Source organism: Saccharomonospora marina XMU15, from assembly GCF_000244955.1.
Lineage (GTDB): Bacteria > Actinomycetota > Actinomycetes > Mycobacteriales > Pseudonocardiaceae > Saccharomonospora_A > Saccharomonospora_A marina.
In genome coordinates, this window is record NZ_CM001439.1 from 593,237 (window position 1) to 607,383 (window position 14,147).

12 protein-coding genes are annotated in these 14,147 nt (G+C 67.3%); 5 read left to right on the top strand and 7 right to left on the bottom strand.

The window, feature by feature from the left end:
* The first annotated feature begins 34 nt into the window (after positions 1–34).
* Genes nuoL through nuoN form a run of 3 tightly spaced genes read left to right on the top strand, consistent with a single transcriptional unit; the run spans position 35 to position 5,060 of the window.
* Positions 35–1,933, top strand: coding sequence for an NADH-quinone oxidoreductase subunit L (gene nuoL / locus SACMADRAFT_RS02805; RefSeq protein WP_009152264.1), 1,899 nt, complete (start codon positions 35–37; stop codon positions 1,931–1,933).
* Positions 1,930–3,477, top strand: a complete 1,548-nt coding sequence (locus tag SACMADRAFT_RS02810; protein ID WP_009152265.1) for an NADH-quinone oxidoreductase subunit M — start codon at positions 1,930–1,932, stop codon at positions 3,475–3,477. The genes nuoL and SACMADRAFT_RS02810 overlap by 4 nt, the downstream gene beginning before the upstream one ends.
* An 11-nt stretch (positions 3,478–3,488) precedes the next feature.
* A complete protein-coding gene (nuoN, locus tag SACMADRAFT_RS02815) occupies positions 3,489–5,060 on the top strand; it encodes an NADH-quinone oxidoreductase subunit NuoN (protein ID WP_009152266.1) in 1,572 nt (523 codons plus the stop codon).
* Position 5,061: 1 nt separating this feature from the next.
* On the opposite strand, the gene SACMADRAFT_RS02820 is transcribed toward nuoN, so the two are convergent.
* The 4 genes from SACMADRAFT_RS02820 to SACMADRAFT_RS29800 are packed head-to-tail and all read right to left on the bottom strand — an operon-like array spanning position 5,062 to position 8,274.
* Positions 5,062–5,760 (bottom strand): ESX secretion-associated protein EspG, encoded by a 699-nt coding sequence (locus SACMADRAFT_RS02820; protein ID WP_009152267.1) that lies wholly within the window; start codon positions 5,758–5,760, stop codon positions 5,062–5,064.
* Positions 5,761–5,763: 3 nt separating this feature from the next.
* A complete protein-coding gene (locus SACMADRAFT_RS02825) occupies positions 5,764–6,972 on the bottom strand; it encodes a hypothetical protein (protein WP_009152268.1) in 1,209 nt (402 codons plus the stop codon).
* Between the two features lies 1 nt (position 6,973).
* On the bottom strand, positions 6,974–7,588 hold the full coding sequence (locus SACMADRAFT_RS28905; protein ID WP_009152269.1) for a DUF3558 domain-containing protein: 615 nt from the start codon (positions 7,586–7,588) through the stop codon (positions 6,974–6,976).
* Positions 7,585–8,274 (bottom strand): hypothetical protein, encoded by a 690-nt coding sequence (locus SACMADRAFT_RS29800; protein WP_157617184.1) that lies wholly within the window; start codon positions 8,272–8,274, stop codon positions 7,585–7,587. The genes SACMADRAFT_RS28905 and SACMADRAFT_RS29800 overlap by 4 nt, the downstream gene beginning before the upstream one ends.
* A gap of 143 nt (positions 8,275–8,417) precedes the next feature.
* On the opposite strand from SACMADRAFT_RS29800, the gene SACMADRAFT_RS02840 reads away from it, so the two are divergent.
* Together SACMADRAFT_RS02840 and SACMADRAFT_RS02845 are read left to right on the top strand one after the other, a co-directional pair.
* The gene (locus tag SACMADRAFT_RS02840; protein WP_009152271.1) at positions 8,418–9,446 is read left to right on the top strand and encodes a polyprenyl synthetase family protein; all 1,029 of its coding nucleotides are present in this window, start codon (positions 8,418–8,420) and stop codon (positions 9,444–9,446) included.
* A gap of 16 nt (positions 9,447–9,462) precedes the next feature.
* Positions 9,463–10,536, top strand: coding sequence for a sunset domain-containing protein (locus tag SACMADRAFT_RS02845; RefSeq protein WP_009152272.1), 1,074 nt, complete (start codon positions 9,463–9,465; stop codon positions 10,534–10,536).
* Between the two features lie 22 nt (positions 10,537–10,558).
* Here the strand turns inward: SACMADRAFT_RS02845 and SACMADRAFT_RS02850 are convergent, their stop codons facing one another.
* From SACMADRAFT_RS02850 to SACMADRAFT_RS02860, 3 genes are all read right to left on the bottom strand, one after another.
* Positions 10,559–11,623 (bottom strand): 2-oxoacid:ferredoxin oxidoreductase subunit beta, encoded by a 1,065-nt coding sequence (locus SACMADRAFT_RS02850; RefSeq protein ID WP_009152273.1) that lies wholly within the window; start codon positions 11,621–11,623, stop codon positions 10,559–10,561.
* Positions 11,620–13,527: a 2-oxoacid:acceptor oxidoreductase subunit alpha gene (locus SACMADRAFT_RS02855; RefSeq protein ID WP_009152274.1), complete on the bottom strand. Its 1,908-nt coding sequence runs from the start codon at positions 13,525–13,527 to the stop codon at positions 11,620–11,622. Before SACMADRAFT_RS02855 ends, SACMADRAFT_RS02850 begins: the two co-directional genes overlap by 4 nt.
* Positions 13,528–13,662: 135 nt before the next feature.
* Positions 13,663–14,118, bottom strand: a complete 456-nt coding sequence (locus tag SACMADRAFT_RS02860; protein WP_009152275.1) for an Lrp/AsnC family transcriptional regulator — start codon at positions 14,116–14,118, stop codon at positions 13,663–13,665.
* Between the last annotated feature and the right edge of the window lie 29 nt (positions 14,119–14,147).

Genomic DNA, 14,147 nt, shown 5'->3' on the forward strand with positions numbered 1-14,147 from the left:
CGGAGTCGAGCGAAGACGAACTAGGGGTTGAGCCTTGATCGCATCATCGTGGCTGCTGGTGGCGTTCCCCGCGCTCGGTGCGCTCATCCTGCTTGCGGGAGGTAAGCGGACCAACGCGTGGGGACACCTGCTCGGCATCGCTACCGTCGTCGCGTCGTTCGCCTACGGGCTCGCGATGTTCTTCGGCAACTCCTTCGCCGAAGTCGTGGACACCACCGTCTACTCGTGGATCCCCGTCGGAGCCCTGCAGGTCGACTTCGGACTGCGGATCGACCCGCTTTCGATGACCTTCGTATTGCTTGTCACCGGAGTCGGGTCGCTTATCCACATCTACTCGGTCGGCTACATGTCCGACGACGCCGACCGGCGCCGGTTCTTCGGCTACCTCAACCTGTTCGTCGCGGCGATGCTGGTGCTGGTGCTCAGCAACAGCTTCGTGACGCTGTACCTGGGTTGGGAGGGCGTCGGGCTGGCGTCCTACCTGTTGATCGGCTGGTACCAGGACAGGCCGTCGGCGGCGACCGCGGCCAAGAAGGCGTTCCTGATGAACCGCGTCGGCGACGTCGGACTGGCGCTGGCGATCTTCCTGATGTTCAAGTACATCGGCAGCACCGCCTACTCCGAGGTCTTCGCGGGCATCGGCGAGGTGTCGCCCGCGGTGGTCACCGCGATCGGCCTGCTGCTGTTGCTCGGCGCGGTCGGCAAGTCCGGCCAGTTCCCGCTGCAGGCGTGGTTGCCGGACGCGATGGAGGGTCCGACTCCGGTGTCGGCGCTCATCCACGCGGCGACCATGGTCACGGCCGGTGTGTACCTCATCGCTCGTTCCGCGCCGATCTACAACCTGACCGAGGACGGCAGGCTGATGGTCACCATCATCGGCGCCTTCACGCTGCTGCTCGGCTCGATCATCGGGTGTGCCTACGACGACATCAAGAAGGTGCTCGCCTACTCCACGGTGAGTCAGATCGGGTACATGATGCTCGCGGTGGGGCTCGGCCCGTTCGGCTACGCGCTCGGCATCGCACACCTGCTGACCCACGGCTTCTTCAAGGCCGGGTTGTTCCTCGGCGCGGGGTCGGTCATGCACGGCATGAACGACGAGGTCGACATGCGCAAGTTCGGCGGGCTCTACAAGAGCATGCCGATCACGTTCGCCACGTTCGGCCTCGGCTACCTCGCCATCATCGGGTTCCCCTTCCTTTCCGGCTTCTACACCAAGGACGCCATCATCGAGGCGGCCTTCGGCCAGGGGGGCTGGCGCGGTTGGGTGTTCGGCGGCGCGGCACTGCTCGCCGCCGGGATCACCGGCTTCTACATGACGCGCCTGATGTTGCTGACGTTCTTCGGCAAGCAACGCTGGCGGGAGACCACGTCCGCCGACGGCAGGCAGTTCCACCCGCACGAGTCGCCACCGGTGATGACAGTGCCGATGATCGTGCTGGCCATCGGTTCGGTGGCCGCGGGCTTCCTGCTGGTCTCCGGCGGCGCACTCGCGGAGTTCCTCACGCCATCGGTGGGCGAACTCGCCGAGTCCGAACACGGCGTGCTGCCGCACGCGCTGATTCCCTGGCTGACCGTCGGGCTCTCCGCGCTCGGCGTGCTGCTGGCGTGGGCGTTGTTCGGCAGGCAGGAGGTGTCGATCGAGCGGCCGCGCAACGTGTCCTGGCCGGTGCGGGCCGCCCGTAAGGACCTCTACGGCAACGCGCTCAACGAGGCTCTTGTCGCCACACCCGGACTCTGGATCACGCGGTTCGCGGTGTTCCTCGACAACCGCGGCGTCGACGGCGCCGTCAACGGGATCGCGGCGGCGTTCGGCGGCGGCTCCGGCCGGCTGCGAAGGCTGCAGACCGGGTTCGTCCGTTCCTACGCGCTTTCCATGCTCGGCGGCTCCTTCCTGCTGGTCGCCGCCCTGCTCCTGGTGAGGTTCTCATGAGTTGGCTTGTGGCCATGATCCTGCTGCCGCTCGCGGGCGCTGTCGCGGTCGCGGGGTTGCGCGGTAACGAGCGCACGGCGACCGCGGTGGCTTTCGCGGTCGCGGTGCTGGAACTGCTGCTGGTCGTGCCACTGTGGCTGGCCTACGACCCGGGCGGCGAGCGCATCCAGCAGGCCACGTCGATGGACTGGATTCCGGCATTCGGCATCCACATCTCGTTCGGCATCGACGGCATCGCGTTGCTGATGATCGCCGTGACCGCGTTGCTCGTGCCGATCGTGATCGGTGCGCTGCGCTCCACCGACCGGCTGCCGGAAGGCCGCTCCGTCGGTGGGTTCCTCTCGCTGATCCTGGTGCAGCAGGCGCTGACGATCGCCGTATTCGCGGCGACCGACGTGTTCTTGTTCTACGTGCTGTTCGAGATCATGCTGGTGCCGATGTACTTCCTCATCGGCTTCTACGGCGGGCCGAGGCGGCAGTACGCGGCGGTGAAGTTCTTCCTGTACTCCTTCCTCGGCGGGCTCATCATGCTGGCCTCGGCCATCGGGGCGTACGTACTGGCCGCCGACGAACTGGGAAGCGGAACGTTCGACTGGGCCACGCTGGTGAGTGTGGTGAGCGACGCGCCCGCCTCCACACAGATCTGGTTGTTCCTCGGCTTCTTCCTCGCGTTCGCCATCAAGGCGCCGTTGGTGCCGTTCCACACCTGGCTGCCCGACGCCGCGGGACAGGCACCGATCGCGGTCACCGTGCTGCTGATCGGTGTTCTCGACAAGGTCGGCACGTTCGGGTTCCTGCGCTACAGCCTGCCGATGTTCCCCGAGGCCAGTTCGCAGCTCGCGCCACTGGTGCTCGTGCTGGCCGTCGTCGGCGTGATCTACGGGTCGATCCTGGCGGCGGGACAGCAGGACATGAAGCGCTTCCTAGCCTACGTCTCGATCGCCCACTTCGGATTCATCGCGCTGGGCATCTTCGCCTTCACGACGCAGTCGGTGGTCGGATCGGCCACGTACATGCTCAACCACAGCCTCGCCACCGGCATGCTGATCCTGGTGATCGGCATCGTCGCGACCAGGGGTGGGTCCACCCGGATCTCCGACTACGGCGGCATGTTCAAGGTGACGCCGATCCTCGGTGGAATGCTGCTCATCGCGGGCCTCTCGACGTTGTCGTTGCCGGGCACGAGCTCCTTCATCAGTGAGTTCCTGGTGCTTATCGGGGCGTTCGAATCCAGGCCGGTTTACGCGATCATCGCGACGGTGGGCATGGTGCTCGCCGCCGCATACGTGCTGTGGCTGTATCAGCGGATCATGACCGGCCCGGTGCGTGGTGACGCGCTGGTCGGCGTCGGCGGTGGCCCCGGCACCGCGGTGGCACCGGAGGTCGGCGCCAAGAAGGCCATCCGTGACCTGTCCGGCAAGGAAATCGCCGTGCTCGCCCCGCTCGTGGTGCTGATCGTCGGGCTCGGCTTCTACCCGAAGCCGGTACTCGACACGGTCGCGCCGTCGGTGGAGGCGACCGTCTCAGCGGTGCAGGAAAGGTAGTTCCAGCCGTGATGAACGTTTTTCTCGCACAGCAGGCCGAGCGCATCGACGCGCCGGGCATCGACTACGCGGCGGTGCTGCCGATGCTGATCGTGCTCGGTGCCGCGTGCCTCGGGGTGTTGCTCGAGGCATTCCTGCCGAAGCACCAGCGCTGGTCCAGCCAGGTGGTGCTGAGCCTGCTCGCGCTGGTTGCCGCCGGAGCCGCGCTGGCCGCCTACGCGAGCAGCTCGCCGCCGGCAGGCGTGACCACCTTCAGCGGCACGATCTCGGTGGACCGGCCCGCGCTGTTCCTGTGGGGCACGCTGCTCGCGCTGTCGGTCGCGGCGCTGCTGCTGATCGCCGACCGCTCCGTGGAGCCCGGCGGTTCCTTCGTCGCGGAGGCGGGCATCAGCCCCGGCACCATCCAGGACCGCGCCCAGGTCGGTTCCACCGGCATGCAGACCGAGGTCTTCCCGCTCAGCCTGTTCGCGCTCGGCGGCATGATGGTGTTCACGGCCGCCAACGACCTGCTCACCATGTTCGTGGCGCTGGAGGTGCTGAGCCTGCCGCTGTACCTGATGGTGGGGCTGGCGCGCAGGCGCAGGCTGCTGTCGCAGGAGGCGGCGGTCAAGTACTTCCTGCTCGGTGCGTTCGCCAGCGCGTTCTTCCTTTACGGTCTGGCGCTGCTGTACGGCTACGCGGGTTCGGTGCGGTTCGCCGAGATCGCCAACGCCACGGCGGGCACCGACCGCTCCGACACTCTGCTGTTCGCCGGCTTCGGCCTGCTGATGGTCGGCTTGCTGTTCAAGGCGTCGGTCGGACCGTTCCACACCTGGACACCGGATGTGTACCAAGGTGCGCCGACACCGGTGACGGCGTTCATGGCGGCGTGCACGAAGGTCGCCGCGTTCGGCGGCATGCTGCGGGTGCTGACGGTGGCGTTCGAGTCCACCAGTTGGGAATGGCGCGGCGTGCTGTGGGGCGTGGCGATCGTGTCGATGGTGATCGGCGCGGTACTGGGCCTCACCCAGACCGACGTGAAGCGGATGATCGCCTACTCCTCGATCGCGCACGCGGGTTTCCTGCTCATCGGCACCATGGCGCTGACGGAGGAAGGCCTCTCCGGCACGATGTTCTACCTGCTGGCGTACGGCTTCACCACGCTGGCGGCGTTCGGTGTGGTCTCGCTCGTGCGCGACTCCACGGGGGAGGCGACCCACCTGTCGGCGTGGGCCGGACTGGCCAAGCGCTCTCCGGTGCTCGCCGCGGTGTTCACCTTCCTGCTGCTCGCACTGGCCGGCATTCCGCTGACCAGCGGGTTCGTCGGCAAGTTCGTGGTGTTCTCCGCCGCGCTCTCCGACGGTATGGCACCGCTGGTGGTGATCGCGCTGGTGTTCAGCGCCGTCGCCGCGTTCTTCTACCTGCGCGTGGTGGTGTTGATGTACTTTTCCGAGCCCGCGCCCGACGGGCCGACGGTGAGCGTTCCGGGAGCGTTCACCACGGCGGCGATCACGCTCGGCGTAGTGGTCACCCTGCTGCTCGGTATCGCGCCGACGTTCGCCCTCGACTGGGCGGGCTCCGGCGGGTTCGCGCTTACCTCCTAGCTCACCGAAGCGTGGCGCGTACGGCGGCGAGCCTGGCCGTGAGGCGGGTCTCGTCGCCGGGGAACACCGCGACGTGGTCGCCGCCGGTGGGTGCGATGCCCACTCTGCCCGCTTCGGCGTCGACGTAGCAGACCGCGTCCGTGGCTTCGGTGCGCCGCTTGCCGCTCGCGCGGCGGGCCACGTGCAGGTAGCCGAGCCCGTCGCTGGGTCGGGCGAGGATGCTCGCGAGCTCCCGGGCGTCGTGGCTGGTGGGCTCACCCCGGATCTCCTGCCGCGGCACGGAGAACGGTGTGAAGTCGGCGGGCGCGGCAGCAGGCAGTAGCGCGACGAGCATGGCCGCGTAGTCCGTTTCCCGTGCCCTGTTCAGGCGCACGCGGGCGCCTTCGCGTACGGCGATGGTCGCCGACCGCCCACGCACCGCCACCAGCAACCCGTACTGCCGGTCGCCCGCGCGAACATGCGCTATGTACTCGGTATGCGGCTGGCCTAGTGTGCGCAGGGCATCCTCGAAGTCACGATCCAGTCCGCCCCCGGTGGCCAGCCCGAGCGGGGCGAGTTCGTCGAGCGCTTCCCGGCGGACCCGGTCGGTGGCCGAGGGCGGCACGTATCGCTCGCCGCCCGCGAAGATCAGATGTGCCTCGCCGCAGCCCGCCAGCGACATCGCGGTCAGCAGTGTGTCCAGCGACAACTCCACCCGCACGGCTCACCTCTCGGGCCGCTCACCAAGCACGGGAGGTGCGGTCCGCTCGTGAGGCCCCGCGAAGGTTTCGTCCGGGTCAGGCTCTCGCAGGTAGGCGGGCCGGTTGTGTTCCCTTTCCTCCTCGGCCTGACGACGCCCTGCCGCCCCGAGCGGCACACCGGAAACGCCACGGTGGCCTGCGACTCCACCGCCACCCGCCCGGTTTGCACCGCTCGTGCTGATCTGGCCCGCAGGGCCTGCCGGCGGCCTTGCCTGCCCTCCAGGGCTGCCGCTGCCGTGCCGACCGGATGCGGGGCCGCGTCCGTCGGTACGGCCTACGAGCCCGTGGTCGCGCCGTACGGCACCGTCCTTGCCTTTGCCTGGGCTGCCGCGATCCTCTCCTCGGCCAGTTCGCGCGGGGTGGCGCGCCGGGGGCGCTGCCGAACCCTCGACCGAGGGTGGGTTGGCGGTCACCGTTGTTGCCATCGACGGGTGCCGTGAGACCGGTCGGTCGCCTGCGGCACTGGCCGTGGCACCGTGAGCGGGTTCGGTCGTGTCCGGACTCGAAACAGGCCGGGTGCCAGGAGGCATGTCGGGTACTGATGGAGTGGCTGTGCCGGTCGCGGCCGGCTCGGTTACCGGGCCAGTGGTGGGTTCGGCCGCGCCGACGAGCCTGCCAGGTGCGACGGCGGGAAGGTCCGTGCGCTCGATTTCGGCGGTGGATACCGGCAGTGGCGCTAGTTCGGTGGGGATGCTCGCGCCGTTGGCCACGCTGGCTTCGTGGTATTGCGCGAACGCGCGAACGTTGTTCTCGGCGGCCACCCGGTAGGAGGCGAGGTCGGCCGCGTAGTGCAGCCCACCCTCGAGGTAGGCGGTGAGACCGTCGGCGGTGATGGGCGGTGGCTCTGGCGGTACGGGGACCACACTTTGATGCACGGCGACGAAAGCGTCGATCTGGGCCGTGACCGCTTCTACCGCACGGCTGATGTCGTGGTTGTCGGCACCGCACACCATTCCGAGTAGCCACGCTTGGTTGGCGGCCAGGCCACCAGCACCGCCCTGCCAACCCTCGTGTGTTTGCCTGGCGATCGCTCCCAGTTGCTCGGCAGAGGACTCCAGGAACTGCCGCAGTCGGGCGACGGCGTGGATTGCTTCTGCCAGCCTGCCGATCCCCTCTCCGCCGACTATCGACTCATATATCTCTGAAGCGCTGATCGGTCGTTCCTCGGCCATGTCAGTTCCTTGCTTTGATGGTCTTGACTGCCGCGCTGGCTACCTGGTGCGTGGCCTTACACGGGTCGAGCACACCGACCTTTCGATCGCCCAGCCAGACCGACACGTCAAGCGTTTCCTGATCGCTTGTTCCAACCCGGACGATGCAGGCACCGTCCGCGCGACGGTCGACCAGGTCGTAGGCCAACGACGGGTAACCACTCGCCGGAGGTGTTTCCTCGAAGAAGGCGTAGTCGTGTCGGTTGTAGTAGAGGGTCGTCAGTCCCCGATCGCTGAGGTTGGGGAACGCAGCCCACATTCCGGGAGTGTTGTCTCCTACGGGTGTCCACATGCAACGAGGCCCCGCCGCCGCGTTGGGGTCTGATCTTGTCTCGAACTCTGTCCCGATGAACGTCCTCACCTGCTCCACGGTCAACGTGTCGCACGGGACTTGCCGGAAGTGGGTGATATCGAGTGGGTGCTCAACCTTCGGGGCACCGTATCCGGGCAATTCCACCGCCGCCGTGGAACTGGTTCGGGGGCTTACCGGGCTGCTGATCCCTCGGGTGGTTTGGGAGCACGCGGTCAGTGCTACCGCGATCGCGAGCGGCAATGCGAAGAGGGCTGACCGCTTCATTCGAACCTGCCGCCCTTAAAGGTCACTCGCTCTACGGCATCGCGTTCTGCCATGGAGTAGGAGCCCAGTGTTTCGCCCAACAATCGAGCCATTCGGTGACAATGTCGCTGCCGCTCCTGCAGTGCCGCGAGGAGCTTCTCGCCAAACGATTTGATCAGCTCGGCGTTGTTCTGACTCGCGTATTCGTTCCCCGGTCCGTTATCGACATCGGCCAGCGCAGCCGCCTGTCCCAGTGCCCAGCTGTAGCTGTCGGCCAGGTCATCCCACTGAACCTGTATCCGCTGCAACTGCTCTGCGCTGAACGCATATCCCCCGCAGGATTCCGAACCTGGCGCGTTCGCCGCCGGCTGGCTGGAGGCATGGTCGGAGGGTTCCGCGTGTGCCTGTCTGGGCGGGGGAACGTAGACGGCTCGATACGGTTCGCTGCTCCCGCGGTTGTCGTTCACCACTTGGCCCCTCCCCAAGTCGTGACTGTCGGCGCTACGCACGGTATTCGACCACGGAGAAGTTAGCACGGTTCCCGCTTTTTCGTCCGTTTTTCGACGATCATTGACCTGATCGTTCGCGAATCTCTGCTGATGAAATAATCGGTTCGAATGCAATTCAAGATCAATAATTTCCGAATTGATTTCATGGGTTGATCGGCGCAGTGCCGGTGGTCTGATCGTCGCAACGTACTGTAGCACGCTACACCGCGTCGGGGTGCGGCACTTCGCGCGGGTAGGCCAGGGTGCCGGTGTCGGCAGCGTCACGCGGGTCACCCGCCCTTCGCCACGGCCCATTAGGCTGGTGAGGACCCTGAACCCAGTGCCGAAAGGGCGGAACCGACGTGTCAGTGCGTGATGGCGCCATTGAGGAGTTACGCGCTGCGGTCGGGCTGCGGATCGCCGACGAGGCGTTGCTGCGCTCGCTCGTCGGCGGGCTCGGCGACGTGGAGGACGTGCTTCGCGAAGTTGTGCGAAGCGACGTGGAAGCCATCAACGAGGCGGCACGCCATCTGGTCGAGGCGGGCGGCAAGCGGTTCCGGCCGATGTTCACCTTGCTGGCGGCAGAGTTCGGCAGCGATGATCGCGGCAGCCGGGATGCGGTGGTCACCGCCGCCGCCGCGGTGGAACTGGTGCACCTGGCGACGCTCTACCACGACGACGTCATGGACGAGGCCACCATGCGTCGCGGCGCACTGAGCGTCAACGCAAGGTGGGACAACACCGTGGCGATCCTGACCGGGGACTACCTGTTCGCGCACGCCTCGCGCCTGGTCGCCGACCTCGGCACCGACGCGGCCCGCATCATCGCCGAGACTTTCGGCGAGTTGGTGACCGGGCAGATGCGTGAGACGGTCGGCCCCGGCATGGGTGAGGACCCTGTCGAGCACTACCTGTCCGTGATCGGTCAGAAGACCGGTTCGTTGATCGCCACCGCAGGCCGGTTCGGCGGCATGCTGTCCGGCGCCGCCGCCGACCACATCGAGGCCCTGCACCGCTTCGGCGAGATCATCGGTACGGCGTTCCAGATCTCCGACGACATCATCGACATCGCGTCCCCTTCGAGCGAACTGGGCAAGTCGCAGGGCACTGACCTGCGTGAAGGGGTGCGCACGTTGCCGATGCTCTACGCGCTGGCCGACGAGCGCTGCGATCCCCGGCTCGCCGAGCTACTCGGTGGTCCCATCACCGACGACGCGACAGTGGCCGAAGCACTCGAACTACTGCGGACTTCTGGTGGTCTGGATCGCGCACACGTCACCCTTTCCGACTACGCTCGGCGCGCGAGGACGGAGCTGGAGGCGTTGCCATCCTCTCCGGCGCGGGACGCCTGCGAGTCGGTGACCGACTACCTCGTGGCACGTACCCACTAGGGAGGACAGCGTCGGGATGTCCATTTTCGGGCAGGTATGGGTGTACAGCGCCGCCGCTTTCGTGCTCGGCGCGCTGCTGTCCTGGCTCTTTCTCGCCCGGCCTGCTCGGCGCAGTGTCCGTGAGCTGCGGCGCAGGCTCGCCCAGTCGCAGTCGGCGCCCCCGGCGCGGCCCGCGCAGCCCGACCGGGGTTATGAGGCGACGACGACCGGCGGTGGCGGCGGTCGCTCGGAGGGCGACCCGGTGGCTGCCATGCCGTCCACCAGGTACATCGAGCCGTTGCCGCAGCCGGGGCAAGGCGAGGTGACACAGCACATCCCCGCGGCCACGAACTGGCCGGAGCAGGACAGCCTGCGGGCTTACCGCTCGCCGGAGCCACCGGCGGTACCGGCCGACCCCTCGTCTGCCGAACCGGCCTTCGACACGACCGCGGCAGCGAGTCTTGGCTCGGTCCTGGAGCCTGAGCCGGCTTCCGGGGAAGAGCCGCCCCGGCAGGAAGGCCACGTACCAGCCGAGCCGGAAGAGCCGCCCGCGCCCGCAAGGGTGGCGAGCCTGTTCCAGCCTGCTTCAGCCGACGACGAGCGCGAGGACTTCGGCGACGGCCTCGACACGGAACAACCTCCCGCGTACGCCTTCGGTGACCGCGATACACCCGCCGACGACGAGGCGCCCGTCGAGCAGACCCAGGTACTTCCGAAGCGGCAACCGAGGCAGGCACTTCGAGGCGGTTTCGAGCCGCCCAAGCCCATCCAGCCGTCGCTTCGTCCGATCGCGAGGCGGGAGCCGGAGAGCGAGGCGGCGGGTGGCCACAGCGGTTCGCTGTTCGAACCCACCGTGGCCCCGAAGGATGCGGCGCCCTCTGCCCGCGAGAAGCAGGAGCCGCAGGAGTCACCTTCTGGACCGTTCGGGCCAGGCTCCGCGATGCCGCGGCCAGGTGGTGGCAGGCCGTCGGACGACTTCACCGTCAAGGCGAGCGTGACGGCACTGCGCTACTGCACCGAGGATTCGCCGCAGTTCTCCCGGATGGTCGCGGAGGTCTGGTTTCGCACGCCCGCCGACGCCGAGCGGGTGGGTTTCCGCCCGCTCGGCTGACGCCGCCCGCTCGGCTGACGCCTCAGCCGACGGTCCAGGTGTCCTTGCCCCGAAGTAGCGCCTGCAGGTCCGGTGCCTTGGCCTGCCTGGCATGTTCGAGTTGCGCTCGGACCTGGTCGTCGTAGGTCGGCCTGGCCACCTGGCGGAAGATGCCGGTCGGGGTGTGGTTGAGGTGCTGGTCCCCGATGCGGGACAGGGCGAAGGCGTACGCGGTGTCGGCGATGGTCGGGTCGTGGACGACGAGGTTGTCCTCCCCGATCTCGGAGACCTTGCCCGCCTCCAGACCTCCCCAGCCGGTCGCGGTGACACCGTACTCACCCTCCGGCCCGAACCGGATGGGTTCGCCCGGCCGCAGCGGGATGATGCGCCGGGATGCCTCATCGCTGTCCTTGAGGACATCGAAAGCGCCGTCGTTGAAGATCGGGCAGTTCTGGTAGATCTCCACCAGCGCCGAACCGCGATGTTGGGCGGCCGCGGTGAGGACCTCGGTGAGTCCCTTGCGGTCGGAGTCCAGCGCGCGGCCGACGAACGTGGCTTCGGCGCCGAGGGCGAGCGAGACCGGGTTGAACGGCGTGTCCAGCGATCCCATCGGGGTTGACTTGGTGACCGTGCCCGGATCGCTGGTGGGGGAGTACTGGCCCTTGGTCAGACCGTAGATCCGGTTGTTGAACAGCAGGATCTTGAGGTTGACGTTGCGCCGCAGCGCGTGGATGAGGTGGTTGCCGCCGATGGAGAGTGCGTCGCCGTCACCGGTGACGACCCAGACCGACAGGTCGGGACGCGTGGTGGCGAGCCCGGTCGCGATGGCGGGCGCGCGGCCGTGGATGGAGTGCATCCCGTAGGTGTTCATGTAGTAGGGGAACCGGGAACTGCAGCCGATTCCGGAGATGAACACGATGTTCTCGCGCTTGAGACCCAGTGTGGGCAGGAACGACTGGATGGTGTTGAGCACGACGTAGTCGCCGCAGCCGGGGCACCAGCGCACTTCCTGGTCGGACTTGTAGTCCTTGGCCTTCTGCGGCTCGTCGGTACCAGGAACGAGGTCCAACCCGCCTGCGGTGGGCAGCCCCAGATCGGTGGCCGTCACTGTGTGGCCTCCTTGATGATGTCGGTGAAGACGCCTTCGAGTTCCTCGGCCTTGAACGGCAGCCCGGCGACCTTGGTGTATGAGCGGATGTCGGTCAGGTACTTCGCACGCAGCAGCAGCGCCAGCTGCCCCATGTTCATTTCCGGCAACACCACGTGCTCGTAGCGGCTCAGCACCTCGCCGAGGTTGGCGGGGAAGGGGTTGAGGTGGCGCAGGTGGGCCTGCGCGATCGGCAGTCCCTGCTTGCGCACCCTGCGGCAGGCGGCGCCGATGGGGCCGTAGGTCGAGCCCCAACCCAGCGCGAGCACCTTCGCCTGCCCACCGCTGGGATCGTCCACCGTCACGTCGGGCACGGTGATGTTGTCGACCTTGGCCTGGCGCAGCCGCACCATGTGGTCGTGGTTGTCCGGGTCGTAGGAGATGCTGCCCTTGCCGTCCTGCTTCTCGAGGCCGCCGATGCGGTGTTGCAGCCCCGGCGTACCCGGGATCGCCCACTGCCGGGCCAGCGTTTCGGGATCACGCAGGTACGGCCAGAACTCCCCGGAACCGTCGGGGGCGTTCGGTTCGGTCGCGAACTCCACCCGCAGGTCCGGCAACTGTGCCACGTCGGGGACCAGCCACGGTTCCGAGCCGTTGGCGATCGCTCCGTCGGAAAGCAGCAGCACAGGGGTGCGGTAGACCAGCGCGATCCGGGCGGCCTCCAGCGCGGCGTCGAAACAGTCGGCGGGCGTGCACGGCGCGATCACCGGCACCGGGGACTCGCTGTTGCGACCGAACATCGCCTGCAACAGGTCGGCCTGCTCGGTTTTGGTCGGCAGGCCGGTGGACGGTCCGCCGCGCTGTACGTCGATCACCAGCAGCGGCAGTTCGGTCATCACAGCCAGCCCGATGGTCTCGCTCTTCAGCGCGATCCCTGGGCCGGAGGTGGACGTCACTCCGAGCGCGCCCCCGTAGGACGCGCCGAGTGCGGCGCCGATCCCGGCGATCTCGTCCTCGGCCTGGAACGTGGTGATGCCGAAGTTCTTGTGCTTGGAAAGCTCGTGCAGCACGTCGCTGGCCGGGGTGATCGGGTAGGTGCCCAGCAGGATCGGCAGTCCGCAGCGCTGTCCCGCCGCCACGATGCCGTACGCCAGCGCGGTGTTGCCGGTGATCTGCCGGTACGTGCCCGCAGGCAGTGCCGCGGGCGCGACCTCGAACGTCGTGGCGAACGACTCCGTGGTCTCGCCGTAGTTCCAGCCTGCCCGAAACGCCAGGATGTTGGCTTCGGCGATCTGCGGTTTGGCGGCGAACTTCTCGCGCAGGAATGCCTCGGTGCCTTCGGTCGGACGGTGGTACATCCACGAAAGCAGCCCGAGCGCGAACATGTTCTTGCAGCGCTCGGCGTCCTTCTTGCCCAGCCCGGTTTCCGAGAGCGCCCCCTGCGTCAGCGTCGACATCGCGACCCGGTGCACCTCGAATCCCGCCAGCGAGTCGTCCTCGAGCGGGTTGGCGGAGTACCCGACCTTGGTGAGGTTTCGCTTGTTGAACTCATCGGTGTTGACGATCACCGTCCCACCACGTGGGAGATCGCCGATGTTGGCTTTCAGGGCCGCCGGGTTCATCGCGACCAGCACGTCCGGCCGGTCCCCTGGCGTCAGGATGTCGTAGTCGGCGAAATGCACCTGGAAACTCGACACGCCCGGGATCGTTCCCTGCGGAGCACGGATCTCCGCCGGGAAGTTCGGCAAGGTCGCCAGATCGTTGCCGAACGCCGCCGCCTCCGAGGTGAACCGGTCGCCGGTCAGCTGCATACCATCGCCGGAGTCCCCCGCGAAGCGGATCACCACCCGGTCGAGCCTGTTGACCTCGGTCGGTCGTGTCGCGGACAGCGCCTCGGTATCGCTGTCGCTGGCACTCGTGCTCATGGGTCAGGGAATCCCTCTCTCACGACTAAGCGCGTCGAGCGCTCATACCTCGACATTACTTGTTGTTTTTGACCATCGTGCGACGGTGTGATCCGGCTTACCTGTGACCGCTGGTAACACCCTACCTTGTCCCATTTACTGGGAACCGGCGCCCGGTTCGGGGGAACGTTCCAGCAGCGTGGACAGCACGACCGTTGACACCGTCCTGTCGATGATCTCGAGGCCCCGCAATCGCTCCAGAGCGTCCTCCAGATGGTGGATGTCGGCTGCTCTCAGGTGCACGATCGCGTCCGCGGCGCCCGACACGGTGTAGGCGGCCACCACCTCGGGCAGCGGCTCCAGGTGAGCCCGGATGCGCGCGGGAGCGACGTTGCCGTGGCAGTGGACCTCGACGAAGGCCTCCGTGCCCCAGCCGAGTGCCTCGGGGTCGACCACCGCCGTGAAGCCACGCAGGACACCCGTGTCGAGCAGTCGATCGACCCTTCGCTTGACGGCGGGAGCGGACAGCCCGACCACCTTGCCGATCTCGGCATAGCTTGATCTGGCGTTCGCCACGAGACATGAAATGATTCGCTGGTCCAAGGTGTTCACGCGCAATGTTTAGCACACAGATGAGCAAC

What these genes read in the sequence shown, in the direction of transcription:
- SACMADRAFT_RS02810 (WP_009152265.1), top strand. Translation starts at nt 1,930, where the DNA reads ATGAGTTGGCTTGTGGCCATGATCCTGCTGCCGCTCGCGGGCGCTGTC.
- nuoN (WP_009152266.1), top strand. Translation starts at nt 3,489, where the DNA reads ATGAACGTTTTTCTCGCACAGCAGGCCGAGCGCATCGACGCGCCGGGC.
- SACMADRAFT_RS02825 (WP_009152268.1), bottom strand. Translation starts at nt 6,972, where the DNA reads ATGGCCGAGGAACGACCGATCAGCGCTTCAGAGATATATGAGTCGATA.
- SACMADRAFT_RS28905 (WP_009152269.1), bottom strand. Translation starts at nt 7,588, where the DNA reads ATGAAGCGGTCAGCCCTCTTCGCATTGCCGCTCGCGATCGCGGTAGCA.
- SACMADRAFT_RS02845 (WP_009152272.1), top strand. Translation starts at nt 9,463, where the DNA reads ATGTCCATTTTCGGGCAGGTATGGGTGTACAGCGCCGCCGCTTTCGTG.
- SACMADRAFT_RS02855 (WP_009152274.1), bottom strand. Translation starts at nt 13,527, where the DNA reads ATGAGCACGAGTGCCAGCGACAGCGATACCGAGGCGCTGTCCGCGACA.